This is a genomic window from Aquibium carbonis (assembly GCF_003970795.1).
Taxonomy (GTDB): Bacteria; Pseudomonadota; Alphaproteobacteria; order Rhizobiales; family Rhizobiaceae; genus Aquibium; species Aquibium carbonis.
The window spans coordinates 1-16,313 of record NZ_RWKW01000056.1; the positions used below are offsets into that span (position 1 = coordinate 1).

The 16,313-nt window shown below is 65.6% G+C and carries 12 protein-coding genes; 4 read left to right on the top strand and 8 right to left on the bottom strand.

The window, feature by feature from the left end:
• The 4 genes from EJC49_RS15685 to EJC49_RS15700 form a co-directional block, all read right to left on the bottom strand.
• A partial coding sequence (locus EJC49_RS15685) for a hydantoinase B/oxoprolinase family protein (RefSeq protein ID WP_148106304.1) occupies positions 1 to 1,639 on the bottom strand: 1,639 nt, incomplete at its 3' end.
• A gap of 12 nt (positions 1,640 to 1,651) precedes the next feature.
• Positions 1,652 to 3,772: a hydantoinase/oxoprolinase family protein gene (locus EJC49_RS15690; RefSeq protein ID WP_210211808.1), complete on the bottom strand. Its 2,121-nt coding sequence runs from the start codon at positions 3,770 to 3,772 to the stop codon at positions 1,652 to 1,654.
• Positions 3,773 to 4,037: 265 nt separating this feature from the next.
• Positions 4,038 to 4,820 carry an SDR family oxidoreductase gene (locus EJC49_RS15695; protein ID WP_126700886.1) on the bottom strand — a complete coding sequence of 261 codons (783 nt, stop codon included), beginning with the start codon at positions 4,818 to 4,820 and terminating at the stop codon, positions 4,038 to 4,040.
• Positions 4,817 to 5,146, bottom strand: a complete 330-nt coding sequence (locus EJC49_RS15700; protein WP_126700887.1) for a nuclear transport factor 2 family protein — start codon at positions 5,144 to 5,146, stop codon at positions 4,817 to 4,819. The genes EJC49_RS15695 and EJC49_RS15700 overlap by 4 nt, the downstream gene beginning before the upstream one ends.
• 135 nt (positions 5,147 to 5,281) lie before the next feature.
• Here EJC49_RS15700 and EJC49_RS15705 point away from each other — a divergent pair, with 135 nt between their 5' ends.
• Positions 5,282 to 6,193 carry a LysR family transcriptional regulator gene (locus EJC49_RS15705; protein WP_126700888.1) on the top strand — a complete coding sequence of 304 codons (912 nt, stop codon included), beginning with the start codon at positions 5,282 to 5,284 and terminating at the stop codon, positions 6,191 to 6,193.
• A 91-nt stretch (positions 6,194 to 6,284) separates the two neighbouring features.
• Here EJC49_RS15705 and EJC49_RS15710 read toward each other — a convergent pair whose 3' ends face one another.
• The 3 genes from EJC49_RS15710 to EJC49_RS15720 are packed head-to-tail and all read right to left on the bottom strand — an operon-like array spanning position 6,285 to position 9,947.
• Entirely contained in the window at positions 6,285 to 7,607 is a 1,323-nt protein-coding gene (locus EJC49_RS15710) for a sigma-54-dependent transcriptional regulator (RefSeq protein WP_126700889.1), read from the bottom strand.
• On the bottom strand, positions 7,597 to 9,060 hold the full coding sequence (locus EJC49_RS15715) for a sensor histidine kinase (RefSeq protein WP_126700890.1): 1,464 nt from the start codon (positions 9,058 to 9,060) through the stop codon (positions 7,597 to 7,599). Before EJC49_RS15715 ends, EJC49_RS15710 begins: the two co-directional genes overlap by 11 nt.
• Entirely contained in the window at positions 9,057 to 9,947 is an 891-nt protein-coding gene (locus tag EJC49_RS15720; protein ID WP_245453420.1) for a substrate-binding domain-containing protein, read from the bottom strand. The genes EJC49_RS15715 and EJC49_RS15720 overlap by 4 nt, the downstream gene beginning before the upstream one ends.
• Positions 9,948 to 10,190: 243 nt before the next feature.
• Here EJC49_RS15720 and EJC49_RS15725 point away from each other — a divergent pair, with 243 nt between their 5' ends.
• The 3 genes from EJC49_RS15725 (at position 10,191) to EJC49_RS15735 (ending at position 14,579) form a co-directional block, all read left to right on the top strand.
• Positions 10,191 to 10,715, top strand: coding sequence for an arsenate reductase (azurin) small subunit (locus tag EJC49_RS15725; RefSeq protein WP_126700891.1), 525 nt, complete (start codon positions 10,191 to 10,193; stop codon positions 10,713 to 10,715).
• A gap of 13 nt (positions 10,716 to 10,728) precedes the next feature.
• Positions 10,729 to 13,197 carry an arsenate reductase (azurin) large subunit gene (locus EJC49_RS15730; protein ID WP_126700892.1) on the top strand — a complete coding sequence of 823 codons (2,469 nt, stop codon included), beginning with the start codon at positions 10,729 to 10,731 and terminating at the stop codon, positions 13,195 to 13,197.
• Positions 13,198 to 13,310: 113 nt separating this feature from the next.
• The gene (locus EJC49_RS15735) at positions 13,311 to 14,579 is read left to right on the top strand and encodes a molybdopterin molybdotransferase MoeA (RefSeq protein WP_126700893.1); all 1,269 of its coding nucleotides are present in this window, start codon (positions 13,311 to 13,313) and stop codon (positions 14,577 to 14,579) included.
• Between the two features lie 15 nt (positions 14,580 to 14,594).
• On the opposite strand, the gene EJC49_RS15740 is transcribed toward EJC49_RS15735, so the two are convergent.
• Positions 14,595 to 16,205: a ShlB/FhaC/HecB family hemolysin secretion/activation protein gene (locus tag EJC49_RS15740; RefSeq protein ID WP_170314739.1), complete on the bottom strand. Its 1,611-nt coding sequence runs from the start codon at positions 16,203 to 16,205 to the stop codon at positions 14,595 to 14,597.
• Positions 16,206 to 16,313: the final 108 nt, after the last annotated feature.

Here is a 16,313-nt window from a genome sequence, read left to right on the forward strand (position 1 = left end):
GCAGGACCGTGGCCGCGTCACGCTTGGTCGGGTCGCCCCAACCGCCGCCGCCCCAGGTGTTGAAGTAGAGGATGTCGCCGGGATTGACCTCGATGCGGTCGCACTTCGACGGGATGTTCTCCTCCGTGCCATCCGTGCGCACCAGGCGCTTGGTGGAGCGCAGGCCCGGCTCGCCACCATTGACGCCCCAGGGATAGGTCAGCCAGCGATCGTCGTGGATCGAGACTTCGCCCTTCTGCGTCATCTCGTAGGCAATGACGATGCCATTGCCGCCGCGATGCAGGCCGGCGCCGCCGCTGTCGGGAATCGTGGAGTATTCACGGATCCGCAGCGGGAAATAGGCCTCGAGGAACTCGTTCGGCACGTTGGTGAAGGCAGGCCACATCGAGTGGCCGTCCGGTCCGTCGCCGGCGGGTCGGCCGGGAACCCCGCCGAAGCCGATCTGGAACAGCTGATACCACTCGTCATTCTCGTCGAAGCCCGAGTACATGAAGTGCGGGCTATCGGAGAAGCCGGCCGCGTTGAGCGCGTCGGGCGCGCCCTGGCCGAGCAGCCCGCCCATCAGGTCGAAGATGCGTCCCAGCATGTGGGTACGGCACGAGAGCGCTGCCGGCTTCTTCGGCTTCAGGATCGAACCTTCGGGGATGTGCACGTTCACCAGGTCGTAGAACCCGTCGTTGAACAGGATCTGCGGATCGAAGAGATTGATCGTGAATGCCCCGAAGAACATCTTGAACATCTCTTCGTTGAGCAGGAAGTTGATCGACGAGAAGCTCTGCGGATCGCTGGCCGAGAAGTCGAAGAAGGCGATCTCGCCTTCGCGGTGCAGCGAGCAGGCGATCTTGTAGGGACCGTTGCCCATGCCGTCGTCGTCGATATAGTCCTCGAAATAGGCCTTCTTGCCGTCCTTCGCTTCGGGGATGATCATCTGGATGATCGCGCTCATGGCGACGCGGTTGCGGTCGAGCATGTCCCACATGGCCGAGATGTACTCGTCCGCGCCGAAACGCTCGATGTTCTCGCGAACGCGTCGTTCCGCCAGCCTGAGCGCCGCGATGATGGCGAAGAAGTCGGACTTGTTCCATTCCGGCATGCGGGTGTTGTGCAGCAGGATGTTGAGAATCTCGCTCTGCAGCTGCGCGTTGCGATAGATCTTGGTCGGAGGGATGATGATCCCCTCTTCGTAGATCATCTTGGCGTCGGTCGGCAGCGAGCCCGGCACCTTGCCGCCCACGTCGGTCATGTGGCCGAACATCGCCGCCCAGCTGACCAGCTTGCCATTGTGGAAGATCGGCATCATCAGCAGCCAGTCGTTGAGATGGCTGATCGCGCCGCCACAGCTGTAGGGATCGTTGGTGATGAAGATGTCGCCATCCTCGATCGTCCCCTCATAGCCGGCGATGAAGCCGTAGAGGAACGAGCCAAACTGACCGACGACCATCTTTCCTTCATGATTGGCGATCATGGGGAAGGCATCGTGCTGCTCGCGGATGCCCGGCGACATGGCGGTGCGGAAGAGCACGGCGTCCATCTCGTTTCGCGCGTTGCGCAGGGCGTTCTCGACGATGTCGAGCGTGATGGGGTCGACCGGAACGCGGCTGAAGGGAACGGTGTTGGTTTCGATGATACGAGCTGACATGTCGTTTCCCCCTCAGCGAACGTTCTTGTGGTCGGCGGGCCAGATCAGGATGTTGCCGACCTCATCGATGAGACCAATGTGGTCCGGCAGGATGACGGTCGTGGAATCCATCTCGACGACGATGGCTGGACCCGCGACCTTGTTGCCCGGCTTCAGCTTGCCGCGGTTGTAGATGTAACCCTCGCGCCAGGCGCCATCGGCGTAGAGCCGGGTCGGCTGCACGCGCGCTTCGGAGGCGTCCGGACCGGCCCGTTCCGTTTCCTGGTTGATGAAGCTCTTCTCCGCACCCTGGACGACGGCGCGCAGGCCGACGAGCTCGTGCTCGGAATCGAGCGCGAAGGTGAAGAGCTGCTCGTGTTCGGCGTCGAAGCGGCGCGCGACCCCTTTCAGTCCCTCGGCGGCGAAATCGTCCGGCGAAATGTCGACCGTCAGCTTCATGCCCTGGCCCTTGTACCGGATGTCGATCTGATACATCACCGCCTGGTCGGCGTCGGCAACGCCTTCTTCGGTCAGTTCGCGCGCCGCGGATGCCTCGAGCTCCTTGAGCCGCGTGCTGATCTCCTCGTCGGAAGTGTTGCGCACCAGGGTGACGTAGGTCTGGCTCGCTTCGTTGCGCAAACGGGTCGTCGCGTCGCCATAGGCACAGAGCACGCCCGGTCCGGGCGGAATCACGGCCGGCCACGACTTGACGATGCGGGCGAGCGCGTTCGCGTGCAGCGGTCCCGCGCCGCCGAAACCGATCAGCGCGAAGTCGCGTGGATCGTAGCCCTGTTCGACGGAGACCAGGCGCAGCGCACCCACCATGTTCTCGTTGACGATGCGAACGATGCCTTCGGCCGCGTCCTCGATGGAGATCGACAGCGCGTCGGCGATGGTGCCAACCGCCTTGGCGGCGAGTTCGCGGCTGATCTCCATGTCGCCACCGAGCTTTGCATCCGACGGGAGATAGCCGAGCACCACGTTGGCGTCGGTCACGGTCGGCAGTTCGCCGCCCTTCTTGTAGGCGGCCGGACCGGGAACCGCGCCCGCGGATTGCGGGCCGACGCGCAGCGCCTTGGTGAGTTCCGGAATGTAGGCGATCGAGCCGCCGCCGGCACCCACCGTGCGCACGTCGATCGACGGAGCGCGGACGGTGACGTCGCCGACGCGAGTCTCGCGACGGGTGCGAGCCACCGAGTTCTGGATCAGCGCCACGTCGGTGGACGTGCCACCCATGTCGAACGTGAGGAGGTTCTTGATCTTCGCCTGCTTGGCGATCCACAGCGCGCCGGCCACGCCGCCGGCCGGGCCGGACATCAGCAGGTTGACCGGCTGGTCCATCGCGCCCTGCGCCGAGGACAGGCCGCCATCCGAACGCAGGATGCGCAGGTTGACGTCGCTGCCCATCCGGCGCTGGATCTCGCCCTGAAGGTTGGAGACGTATTTCGACACGACCGGGCGGACGTAGGAATTGACCACCGTCGTTTCGGTGCGCTCGTATTCGTACATTTCCGGCATCACGGCAGCGGACGTGGAGACCGGGATATGGGGCGCGATTTCCTGCGCGATCTCGGCGATGCGGCGCTCGTGAGCGTCGTTCGTGTAGCTGTTGAAGAGAGCGATCGTCAGCGCCTCGATACCCGACGACAAGAGCGCGGTCAGATCGCGCCGGATGGCGTCTTCGTCGAGCGGGACGAGAACCGCTCCCTTCGAATCGAGACGCTCATCGGCCTCGATGGTGTATTCCAGCGGCGCCAGCGGCGGACGCTTGTTCCAGATCACCCAGCCGCCCAGACCGCCGGGAACGTAGGAACGCGCGATCTGCAGGATGTCGCGGTAGCCCTTGGTGGTGACCAGGCCGACGAGCGCGCCGGAGGAGGTCAGCACGGTGTTCGTGGCGACGGTCGTGCCGTGCATCACCTCGGTGATGTCGTGCGGATCGATGTTGGCGATGCGGCAGATCTTCTCGATGCCGTTCAGGACGCCGATCGAGCTGTCCTGCGGGGTCGAGGGAACCTTGGCCATGTAAGTGCGGCCATTCTTCTCGTCGAGCAAAAGGAGATCGGTGAAGGTGCCTCCGACATCGACGCCGAGGCGGAGCCCGCTGGCACCGGGCGATGCCCTTCCCGTCGGTGTGTGTTCCGTTGCAGTCACGTCTACCCTCCTCTCGCCCCATGCGGGCATGCTACGACACTGTGACGCGAAGCGCGCGAGGCCGATATGGCTCGTCACGCCGTGGATCCGATCTCGACAACCGGTGTCCGCGCCGACCAGCCGAGGATCGGATCGGTCGGTTCATTTATCATTACAAATCTACGCTTATCAGCCTAGATGTATGGACAAACGACCACAAGTCTTTTCTGCGTCACCCTTACCTTTGCGTCAGGTTGGATCGACGCCGACCGGAGGGCCGCCCTGCTCACACGGTCGGAATCGTGCCGCCGTCGATCACGAACTCGGCGCCCGTGATGCTACCTGCGCGATGGGACGCAAGGAATGCGACCAGGCTCGCGATCTCCTCGGGCGTGGATGGGCGGCCAAGCGGAATTCCCCCAAGGGCCGCCATGATCAGGCGCTTGCCCGCCTCGGCATCACCTCCGGCCTCGGCACCGAGGCGTTCGGCCAGGCTTACGGCGGCCTCCGTCTCGATCCAACCGGGCGAGACTCGCACGACGCGGACGCCCTTCGGCGACACCTCCTTCGAGAGCGCCTTGCTGTAGGTCGAGAGCGCCGCCTTCGCTGCCGCGTAGGCCGTCGTCGCGTCGGGCAGCGGCAAGGTGCGCTGGATGGAGGTGACGTGCACGACCACGCCGCCGCCCTGCGCGACCATGCCCGGCACGAGGGCGCGATCGAGCCGCACCGCAGGCATCAGGTTGAGGTCGAGTTCACGCCTCCATTCGGCATCGCCGAGCGCCGCGAAGCCGCCCGCTGGAGCCGACGAACCGCCAAGCATGTGGACGACGATGTCGACGCCGCCCAATCGCTCCCTGACGGCGGCGGCGAGCGCTTCGCACCCCTCGCCCGACGTGAGGTCCGCGGCAACGAAGCTGACGCCCTCGTCGAGCGTGTCGGGCCTGGAGCGCGCGCTGGTCAGCACCTCGGCGCCCAGTTCGCGAAACAGCCGCACCGTTGCGGCACCGGCGCCGCGTGTGCCCGAGGTTACGAGCGCGCGCTGGCCTTCGAGCGTGACGAAGGGGATCATGGGACGATCTCCAGTTCCGCGATCCTGTCGCCATCGAGGACGAAAAGGTACCTGAGATCGATCGGGCTGCCGGGAAAGTCGCCCACGACATGGCTCGTCACCACCGTGCGGCCAGGATCCCTTGCGATCGCGAAGGGCTCCACCGTGTAGGAAAACGCCGTCGATGCTTCCGCCTTCCAGCGACGGATGGCCTCTCGTCCGGCGTGAACCTTGCGCTCGTCCTTCACGACGGCATCGTCGCGGAAACACGCGGCGACGGCATCGGCGCTTCTGCTCCGATCGGCTTCGAAATAGGCGGCAATAGGACTGGGTAGCTGCAGCTTCATCTGACATCTCCTTTTCTTGTGATGGCGGGAGCCCGGTCATTGGGCTGCCCCGACGTCGATGGCTGTAATCTAGGGGTAGACGTTACCCACGATAACTGGGACAAAGCTGAACCTTACATTTCGGAAATCGGAACAATGTCGCGACAAGGCCTGGTCGAACTCGAAGCGGTGCTCGCGATTGCGACCCGCGGCTCCTTCCGAGCGGCGGCGCTCGAACTCGGCCTGTCGACGACCGCGCTCAGCAACCTGATCGGCAAGGTCGAACGCCAACTCGGCGTCCGACTGTTCAACCGCACGACGCGCAGCGTTTCGCTGACGGATGCCGGCCGCACCTTCGTCGCGCAGGTGACGCCAGCGCTGCGCGACATCCAGGATGCGATGGCGGCGGTGCGATCACAGCAGGACACGCCATCTGGGACGTTGCGCATCAATGCCTTTGCCACGGGCGCCCGCGAAATCCTCGTGCCTCTGGTCATCGCCTTCCTGCGGCGCCATCCCCAGGTCCATGTCGATCTCGTCACCGAGGGCCGCATCGTCGACATCGTCGCCGAGGGATTCGACCTGGGGATCCGGACGGCGGATCTGGTGCCGAGCGACATGATCGCCATTCCGCTCGGGGCGCCGCGCAGCTTCGTGGCGGTCGCCACCCCGGCCTACCTGGCAGCAAACGGGCGGCCGCGCGTGCCACCCGATCTTCTCGGCCACCAATGCATCCGCATCCGTCTGCCCAACGGCGCACCTTATCGATGGCACTTCGAGAAGGACGGAAATCCCGTCCAGATCGAGGTGGGTGGCCCCATCACCCTCGACGAGGCGACGCTCGCCCGGATAGCCGTGCTGGACGGGATCGGGATCGGCTTCTTCATGGAAGCCGACGTGCGTGAGGACATTGCCGCAGGACGGCTGGAGCGGGTCCTCGGGGATTGGATGCCCCCGACGGCTCCGCTTTGCCTCTACTACCCCGGGCGCAAGAACCCGTCGGCCGCGTTCCGCGCCTTCATCGAGATGGGGCGTGCACTGGGCCGGGCCGCGACCCGAGCCGAATGATCCCCTGCCCCGAGCGCAGCCGCGGTTTTTGTTCCGCGGGGGGTTCCCGTCCGCCCCGGCGATGCCGCAGCCCGTCAGTCGAGGGACAGGTTCAACCCCGAACGCCGAGCCGCGTCATCTTCTCCCAGAGCGTCGAGCGGCCGATGCCCAGCAGTTCGGCGGCCTTGATGACCTGGCCGCTGGTCTGTTCGAGCGCGCGCTCGATCTGCCGCCGCTCGGCCGCGTCGCGGACGTCGGCCAGGGGAAGGAAGCCCGGTGCGCTGGTAGTGCCCGGCCGGTCGGGAAAGAGGTCGCCCGGCATGATCCATTCCGACGCCGACAAGGCGACCGCCCGGTCGACGCGGTTGCGCAATTCGCGCACGTTGCCCGGCCAGGGGTGCGCGAGAGCCGCTTCCTCCGTCAGTGCGCTGATGCCGCGGATTCGGGCGTCGGAGCGGGCAGCGGCGTTCTCCAGGAAGCGATCGAGCAGCCAGAGGATGTCTTCCGGCCGCTGCCGAAGCGGCGGGACCTCGACCGGCAGGACAGCGATCCGGAAGTAGAGGTCCTCGCGGAAACCCGACGCTTGTCCCGGCGCGAGGTCGCGATGCGTGGCGGCTACGATCCGGGCGCGGAAAGGGACCGCAGTCTCGCCTCCCAGCCGCGTGAAGGATTCGCTTTCGATCAATCGCAGCAGCTTGGCCTGAAGCGCCATCGGCATGTCGCCGATTTCGTCCAGGAACAGCGTGCCGCCCTTCGCACGCTCGGCATAGCCCAGATGGCGCTGGTGCGCCCCGGTGAAGGCCCCCTTCTCGTGGCCGAAGATCTCGCTTTCCAGGAGGTCGGCCGGGATCGCGGCGCAGTTCACCGCGACGAAGGGCTGCTGCGCGCGTGCCGAGACCTGGTGCAGCAGCCGCGCCGCGACCTCCTTGCCGGAGCCGGTCTCGCCCGTGATCAGCACCGGCAGGTCATGCGCCGCGTATCGATGGATCAGGTCCTCGGTATGCTGCATCGACGGCGACTGGCCGAGAACGTAGTCCTTCAGCCGCGTGCCCGCGCGCGCGCTGCGCCGACCGGTGGCGATCCGTTTCAGGAAATCATCCATCGCGAAGGGCTTGGTCATGAAGTCGACCGCGCCGGATCGCATGAGCCTCACCGCCTGGTCGATCTCGGCGAAGCCGGTGATGAACAGGAAGGGTGGCGCGTTGGGTTGCCGCGCCAGTTCAGCAAACACGGCCTCGCCGGACATGTCCGGCAGCTGGATGTCGCAGATGACGAGATCGAGCGCTCCGGCAACACGACTAAGGCCGGAGACGGCCTCGTGCCCGGTCTGCCACCACGTGACGTCCCAGCCTTCGAGTTCCAGTCGCTGGACGATGGAGCCGCCCATGACGGGGTCATCCTCGACCAGACCGATGCGCGCGATCTCAGGCGGCATGGCTGCGTTCATCCTTTGCATTCTTTCCTATCGGCAGGAACAGCGTGACCGTCGATCCGCGAGACGGACCGGGCTTGACGGTCGCCGTTCCCCCGCAGGCGTCGACCATGCGGCGCACCATCCACAGGCCGAGGCCCCGTCCGGCGCGAACGGCGGGTCCGGGATCATCGTCGCTCAGCATGGCGATCGCATACCTGGGCATGCCCGTTCCCTCATCCGACACCGAAATCTCGAGGCGGTTCGCCGTCCGCTCGACGCTCAGTCCGATCGCGCCGCCTTCGGGGGTGGCGGCACTCGCGTTGAGCAACAGGTTCAGGACCGCCTGTCGCACCGGTCCTCCGGGGATCGTTTCCGGAAGCTCGGCCGGCCAGTCCACCTGCCAGTCCAGCTTCTGCCGACGACGCCGCAGTTCCGGTTTCATCAGCACCTTGACGTCTTCGAGATCGTCGGCGCTGAGCGGCCGTGCAGATCGCTCCGGACGATAGGTAGCCAGCGCCGCCTCCACGACCTCGCGGATGCCGTTCAGCCCGCGCTCGATCAGGCTGATCGACGTGTCACGCACGCCTGGCGTCTTGCCGTGCGTCTTCAGCGTGTCGATCGCATTGAACAGGCCGCCGAGCGGGTTGTTGATCTCGTGCGCCATGCCCGACGCCAGCCGGCCAAGGCTCGCGAGCTTTTCCTCCTCGGCAAGCTGCATGGCAAAGTTGGCGCGCTCGCGCTCGGCCTGTACGAGCGCGTTGTAGCCGTTGAAGAGGCTCGCCACCTCGCCGCCTCGGGCTGGAAACTCGCGCGGCGAAATGGGCTCGGCGACCCCCTTCGCGGCGGCGCGCATGTGGTCTTCCAGCACCCGCATCGGTTCGATCATGCGACGCACGAGCAGGAAGCCGCCGAGCGAAAAGATCGCGGCGAGGATGCCGTTCGTGACGAGCAGCGTCGCCAGGATCTCGCGACGCTCGGCAAAGATGTGCGCGGCGTCGAAGGCTGTGTGGATCGCCCCGATCTTCTGGCCCTGATGGACGAGGTCGCGATAGGCGAAACCGGTGTCCGAGTTCCGGTCGAAGGTCACGGTCGTGGAGCCGTAGCGCGAAGCATAGGCCTGCGGCAGATCGGAAAAAGACGGAATGCGCGTCGGGTCCGTGGCCGCCAGAACCTTGCCATCGGCACCGGTGACCACCGCTTCGATCGGCGAGAGCGCCCTGTAGGATTGCTGGGACCGATCGAGCGCATCGAAGACTTCCCAGACGTCGCCGCGCAGCACGGCCGGCAGGACCGCCGCGGTCAATCCGTCGAGATAGCTGCCGGCGAGACCGTCGAGGAAGGATTCCTGAGTCCGTGACAGCCGGTCCAGCACCCGCTCGGAGATCACCGCGCTGATCGCCACCATCAGCAGTGCCACCAGAAGGGGCACCCTGTAGGAGACCGGAATGGCGCGGAGGCGACGGAGCAAGCTCATCCGAACCGCCTCACGGCATCGACCTTGGCGGCAATCGCGTCGAACAGGCCCGGTTCGGTAGCCAGGAAGCCGTCGAGGCGCAGCAGCGCCAAGACCTTGCGACCTTGTTCGTGTCGGTCCATCGCCGTCAGCGCATCTTTCAGCCGCGCCAGGCGCGGGTCGCCGGCCAGTGCCTTGGACGAGGCGACCGGCGGGAAGCCCAGCCATTCGGAGCGGCGCACGATCCGCGTCTGGTTGACGAGGTCCGGTTCCATCTCGCGCATCACGTCCCAGACATAGCCATCGACGCTGCCCGACTGGGCGAGACCAGCGGCCACCGCACGGATCACGTTGCGATGGCCATAGGTGTAGAAGCTTCGGGCGAAGAAGCCTTCCGGCTTCAGGCCGTTCTCTGCCAGGAGCGCGCGGGTGACGAGGAAACCGGAATTGGAATCGGGATCGGAGAAGGCATGGATGTCGCCTTTCAGTTCCTCCCACTGCGCAGCCGGCCTGTCGGCGGCGGCAATCAAATAGGATTGGTAGAGCGGCTTGCCGTGCCAGGACGGGGTGGCGACGAGATCGAGATCCGACCTGAACTGGACATACGGGTAGCCGCAGATCCACGCCGCATGAAGCTGGCCCGCGACCAGGAGCGCGGTGATTTCCTGATAAGTCCGGCGGCTGACCAGTTCCACAGGCTCGCCGATCGCCTCGGTGAGATAGGCGCGCAGCACAGCGAGCAGTTCGAGATCGTTCGACAGGAAGACCGGCGTCAGGCCGAACTTGAATCCGTCCTGCGCGCTGGCCTGGTCCGGCGCCAGCGCGAGCGAAGCGACTGCGCTCCCGGCCAGGGCGATCGCCGTGCGGCGCGTCACGAGCTGGCTTTCGGCCGAATGCCGTTCGGTCAAAATTGCGATCCTCCCTGTTCCCCAGATTAGCGATCGAGGCCGCCGAAATCGACCGGAATCCTTCGCGGTCCGGCATGTCCGGCTTTCCAGACCAACGGCAGCGCAGCATGTCCGGATTTCCGGACGCAGTTTCCTGGCACCCGCCGCAAGCCACTGACTTCGCTCCCTTCGCCCAACGCGGGACGACTGGCACCAACCTTGCACCACCCCTCGCGTACCCAGTCGCGAACCAGGGAGGATGGAATGGATCGCTGCAGCAAATTGGTCGATGTCGGCCGCAGACAGTTTCTACGGGGAAGTGCACTGGCCGCGGCAGGGGCCGCCACCACCGTGGCGCTCCCTGCCCAACCGGCAAAGGCCGCCGCGCTCGCGCGGGTCGACTACCCTACCAACCGCCTGGGCAACATCGCCGATCTCGCCCTCAACGAGCCGCTGGACGTGAGCTATCCCGACGAGGACGCACCCGGCGTGCTCATCAAGCTCGGCACGCCGGTCGAAGGTGGTGCCGGACCCGACGGCGACATCGTCGGCTTCTCGACCATCTGTCCGCACAAGGGCTTTCCGCTCAACTATGTCGCCGGCGACCGGACGCTGAACTGTCCCGGCCACTATTCCCGCTTCGACTGCGAGGCCGGTGGTCAGCAGATCTGGGGACAGGCGACGCAGAACCTGCCGCAATATGCGCTGAGGGTGGACGAGAAGGGCGACATCTACGCCGAAGGCGTGGACGAGCTGCTCTACGGCCGCCTGTCCAACGTGCTGGCATAGGGAGGGACGGATCATGGCCTACAAGCGACACATCGACCGCCTGCCGATCATTCCGGCTGACGCGAAGAAGCACAACGTCACCTGCCACTACTGCATCGTCGGCTGCGGCTACCATGCCTACACCTGGCCGGTGAACAAACAGGGCGGCACCGCCGCCGACGCCAATGCCTTCGGCGTCGATCTCGCCGAGCAGCAGCCGGCCGAGACCGAGGCCTGGTACGCGCCGTCGATGTACAACATCGTCCGGCAGGACGGGAAGGACGTCCATCTGGTCATCAAGCCCGACCATGGCTGCGTGGTGAACTCCGGCCTCGGCTCCGTCCGCGGCGCGCGCATGGCCGAAAACCGCCGTTCCGACAAGACGGGCACGCAGCAGCAGCGGCTGACCGAGCCGATGGTCTGGCGCTATGGCACCTGGCAACCGACGAGCTGGAACGATGCGCTCGATCTCGTCGCCCGCGTCACCGCTCGCGTCATCGACAAGGACGACGAGGACGACCTGTTCGTCTCGATGTTCGACCATGGCGGCTCGGCTGGCGGCTACGAGAACACCTGGGGCACCGGAAAACTCTATTTCGGCTCGATGAAGGTCAGGAACTGCCGCATCCACAACCGCCCGGCCTACAATTCCGAGGTCCATTCCACCCGCGACATGGGCATTGACGAGCTGAACTACGCCTATGAGGACTATACGCTGACCGACACGATCATGCTGGTCGGCACCAACCCGCTGGAATGCCAGACGAACCTGTTCCTGAACCACATGGTGCCGGGGATCAGGAACGGCGCCAAGGTGATCATCGTCGACCCCCGCCGCACGGTGACGACCAATGCCTGCGAGGTCGAGGCCGGCGCCGAGAACGTGTTGCATCTGGCGATCAAGACCGGCACGGATCTCGCGCTGTTCAACACGCTGTTCACCTACATTGCCGACCAGGGCTGGGTGGACAAGGACTTCATCGCCGCATCGACCTTTCAGGGCGATGTTGCCGTCGGGCTCGACGAGGCGCACCCGGCCGCGCTCGGCTCCTTCGAGATGGCGCGGGCGAAATGCAGGACGTCGCTTGCCGAAGGCGCGTCGATCACCGGCCTGTCCGAGGCCGACATCGTCAAGGCGGCCGAGTGGATCGCCAAGCCGAAGGACGACGGTTCGCGCCGCAAATGCGCCACCGGCTACGAGAAGGGCATCATCTGGGGCAACGACAATTACCGCGTCATCGGCGCGCTGATGAACATCGGCCTCGCCACCGGCAACATCGGCCGCGAAGGCGGCGGCGTGTGCCGCCTCGGCGGCCATCAGGAAGGCTATTTCCGTCCGTCAGATGCGCATGTCGGTCGCCCTGCCCCCTATATCGATCAGCTCATCATCGGCGGCCGCGGCAAGGTGCACCACATCTGGGCCAACGACCACTACAAGACCACGCTCAACGCGACCGAGTTCAAGCGCGAGTACAACCGTCGCACCAACATGGTGAAGGACGCCATGGACGCCCACGCGGGATCGACCCGCGAACAACTGGTGGACGCCATCGTCGGCGCCATCAATGCCGGCGGGCTGTTCTCGGTCAATGTCGACATCATCCACAGCCAGATCGGGCAGGCAGCCCACGTCATCCTGCCGGCGGTGGAATCGGGCGAGATGAACCTGACCTCCATGAACGGCGAGCGCCGCCTGCGCCTCGTCGAGAAATATATGGACGGTCCGGGCAACGCCAAACCCGACTGCCTGATTGCCGCCGGAATTGCCCAGAACCTCGAGCGGGTGCTGCGCGAACAGGGCCGCGACGCCTATGCCGACCAGTTCAAGGGCTACGACTGGGAGACCGAGGAAGACGCCTTCATGGACGGCTATCACTCCGGCAATCCCGAGGTGACCTATGACCGCTTGCGCGCCATGGGCAACAACGGCGTGCAGGAGCCGGTGGTCGGCTACGAGAACGGAAAGCTGGTGGGCACCAAGCGCCTCTACACCGACGGCCGGTTCACCCGCCACGGACGCGAGGACGGCAAGGCACTGTTCTGCGGCGGCGAGTGGCGCGGGCTGCAGGCGCCCGGAAAGGCCTATCAGAGGGACAATTTCGCCTTCCTCATCAACAACGGCCGTGCCAATGTCATCTGGCAGAACTGGTTCCTGGACAAGGCCAACGACTTCGTCTCCGACCGTTTCCCGATACCCTATATCGAGATCAATCCGGAGGACATGGCCGACCTTGGAGTGAAGGCCGGCGACCTGGTCGAGGTCTTCAACGACGTCGGCGCCACTCAGGCGCTGGTTTATCCGACGCCCACGGCCAGACGTAAGGAGACCTTCATGGTGTTCGGCGCGCCCAACGGCGCGCAGGGCAACATCGTCAATGCCGGGACGAACGAACTGATGCTGCCGAACTACAAGCACACCTGGGCCAACATCCGGAAGATCTCGGATGCGCCGGCCTCGGCGGCGGATCTGTCGTTCAAGTCCATGGAGTACAGCGCGGGCTGAACGCCTCGCCTCGCGCCGCCGGGCCACATTGTCCCGGCGGCGCCTTCAGAAGTAATCCGGAGGGCATCGTGACATCATCGACATTCCTGTCTTCAGACCCATCTGGAGTAGCCATGAGCACGATCGCGCGTTCCCTCCCAAAACTTTGCGAAGCCGGCAGTGCGGCGGCCGTCATTCCGGTCGATATCGCCGCCGCCAAGGCGATTGCCGCCGCGGTGCCCGTGGCCACGACCCAATCCGTGGACCTGCTCGCAGCGAATGGACGGGTGCTGGCCGACGACGTCGAGGCGGCGCTGGCCCTGCCGCCCTTCAACGCCTCGGCGATGGACGGGTATGCGGTCAGGCTGGACGATCTGCAGGGGCCAGGCCCGTGGCGGCTGCCGATTTCGGGCCGGATCGCGGCCGGCGACACACCGAGCAGGCCCCTTCCCGGCGCAGCCCGCATCCTCACCGGGGCAAGCGTTCCCCACGGGTTCGATGCCGTCATCATGCAGGAAAGATGCCGCGTCGATGGCGCTGCAGTCATCATCGACGAGCGGCCGCGGGTCGGCCTGAACATCCGCCGCGCGGGAGAAGACGTGGGCCGGGGAGAACGTCTCGTAATGGCCGGCGACGCACTGAAGCCCCAGCACCTCGCGCTTCTCGCCGGACAGGGACTGACGAGGATCGATGTTTTCCGCAAGATCCGCGTCGGTCTCGTGTCGACTGGCAGCGAACTGCGCGAGCCAGGACAACCGCTTCATCCAGGCCAGATCTACAACTCCAATCGCGTGATGCTTCGCGCCGGTCTCGATACGTGCCGCTGGGCCGAAGTGATAGACTTCGGCATCGTGCCCGACACGCGCGACGCGATTGGTGCGGCCCTGGCCGACGCGTCGGCGCGCTGCGACGCCGTCATCACCACCGGTGGCGTTTCGGCCGGCGAGGAAGACCATGTCACCTGGGCCGTAGGTTCCGGTGGTGGGACGCTCGACGTCCTGAAGGTGGCGATGCGGCCCGGCAAGCCGGTGAAGGTGGGCAAACTCGGGCCGGCACTGTTTCTCGGACTTCCCGGAAACCCCAATGCCGCGCTGGTGACGTTCCGCATGATCGCGTTGCCCGCACTTCGCCGGTTGGCGGGACTAGGCCGAACCGCGCCGGACTGGCAGACGGCCGCAACCGGTTTCCATTACGCCAAGACGCATGGCCGCACCGAGTTCGTACCGGTCCGAACCGACGGACAGGATGCCGCCGGACTGCCGATCCTCAGGATGCTCGGACGAGGGTCATCCGCCAGCCTTCGATCGATGGCCGATGCAGACGGGATCGCCATGCTGTCGCCGGACATGGCCGCTGTCGAGCCCGGCGTCTCCGTCCGGTTCGAACGCTTCGATTGGCGCTGAGCGGGCGCGCCTGCTTCAGAACATTCGAGCGGTGAGGCGTCCATACACCGCCACGTCCGGCTGGTTCGCCATCGCGTCGAGGATCGGGAATGCCGCCGTGAGTTCGAAGGTTGCCTGAGTGCCGATGTCGTAGGACAGGCCCAGGCCCGCCGACACCAGCGTCGTGCGATCCGGGAAGGTCGAAAAGACTTCGCCGACATCGGCAAACACGAAGGTGTTGAGCCCGGCAAAACTCTCGGAAAAGCGGCGGCTGAGTTCAGCCTGCAGGAAGTAGCCACTGTCGCCTGCGACGCCATCGGACGGGTAGCCGCGAACCGTGGTCGGTCCGCCGACGTTGAACAGCAGGTTTCCCGGAATCAGCTCCTCGCCGGTGTACTGCCAGGCGCCACGAACATGGGCGCTGTAGCGCTGGTCGTAGGCCAGCGTGCCGCCGCCACTGCCGGTGAAGAGCACGATGTCGCGGCCGCTGATCGGATCGGGCGCGAGTTGATCCTCGACATGGGCATAGACGACCTGCGGCTGGATGTAGATGTTGTGGCGCTCGCCCGTGTGGCTGATCGGGACGCCCACCACCACGCGCGTCGTCAGCGCATCGACCTGTGGGACCGGTCCGATGTTGGATTTCGAGCTGCCGTAGGAAACCGACGTGTTGGCCTGGACCAGCCAGCCCGTGGTTGCCAGGAGCGCCTGCGAAATCGTGACGGTGCCCGCATGGGCCTCGCCCGTCACGTCGAGCGGCTCGGCCGGGCCGTCCACCACGGTGGTGCCGGTCCCGGTGTAGCCCACGCCCAGGCGCGTTCCGAAGCTGCTGACCGGAAGGTCGTAGTTGAAGGTTCCGGACACGCTACCGCGCGACCGGGTCAGGAAGGCGAGGAAACTGTCGTCGATCCCAAGCGCGCCATAATGCCGCCAGATCAGACCCGCGGTCACGTCTCCCGTGGATTCGACGCCCTGATTGTCGACGTAGGCCGTCAGCTGGTTCCGGGGCGGCTCGGTGATACCGAGTGCAATGTCGGTCAGGCCGAAGGTGGCACCTGGCTGCAGAAGCATGCGCATCTGCATCAGGCTCGTCCGGTTGGAGAAGGTGATGTCGCGCGAGGCCGTGGGGACGTCCACGACGCGGTCGCCTTTGACGAGCCGGACACGGTCCAGAATGAACTGATCCCGCGTCCGACGGTCGCCGACCACCGCAATGCTGCCGAGCCTGCCCTCGATGAGGCGAATGTTCAAAACGCGGTCGGAAAGATCCTGCGGCGGCAGGATGGCGCTGGCGGTGACGATCCCACGCTCGGCATAAAGGTCGTTCACGGTTCGGACGAGACGCGCGATCTCGGAAAAATCGATCGGTCGACCGATATACTGCTGGGCAATGTCACGAAGTTCGGCGTCTGACAGGAACTCCGAATCATTCTCGAACTCGACATCCAGGAGCGTGATCGTCGGCCCGCCCGGCGGCGGCAGGTCGGCGCGGCGAAGCGGATCGGTGATGACCGGATCGCCCTGCTGCTCGACACGGTTCTGCCGCTCGAACTCCTCCAGGCGTTGCTCGAGTTGCTGGATGAGGGTCGACGTCGGATCCTGCGCGTGGGCCGCGCCCGCGCCGAAGGACGCCGCGACGCCGAACATGACTGCCGCTCCGATGCCGACGCGCAAACGTCCATGCATCTGCTCAGCCGCCCGTATCCTCATTGCATGCCCCAGGTCATTCAACGCGACGTCCCCGCTTCTACTTCG

Coding starts and splice junctions, on each gene's coding strand:
- EJC49_RS15740 (WP_170314739.1), bottom strand. CDS start 16,205: ATGTTCGGCGTCGCGGCGTCCTTCGGCGCGGGCGCGGCCCACGCGCAG.
- EJC49_RS15695 (WP_126700886.1), bottom strand. CDS start 4,820: ATGATCCCCTTCGTCACGCTCGAAGGCCAGCGCGCGCTCGTAACCTCG.
- EJC49_RS15735 (WP_126700893.1), top strand. CDS start 13,311: ATGAGCACGATCGCGCGTTCCCTCCCAAAACTTTGCGAAGCCGGCAGT.
- EJC49_RS15730 (WP_126700892.1), top strand. CDS start 10,729: ATGGCCTACAAGCGACACATCGACCGCCTGCCGATCATTCCGGCTGAC.
- EJC49_RS15715 (WP_126700890.1), bottom strand. CDS start 9,060: ATGAGCTTGCTCCGTCGCCTCCGCGCCATTCCGGTCTCCTACAGGGTG.
- EJC49_RS15705 (WP_126700888.1), top strand. CDS start 5,282: ATGTCGCGACAAGGCCTGGTCGAACTCGAAGCGGTGCTCGCGATTGCG.
- EJC49_RS15710 (WP_126700889.1), bottom strand. CDS start 7,607: ATGCCGCCTGAGATCGCGCGCATCGGTCTGGTCGAGGATGACCCCGTC.
- EJC49_RS15725 (WP_126700891.1), top strand. CDS start 10,191: ATGGATCGCTGCAGCAAATTGGTCGATGTCGGCCGCAGACAGTTTCTA.
- EJC49_RS15700 (WP_126700887.1), bottom strand. CDS start 5,146: ATGAAGCTGCAGCTACCCAGTCCTATTGCCGCCTATTTCGAAGCCGAT.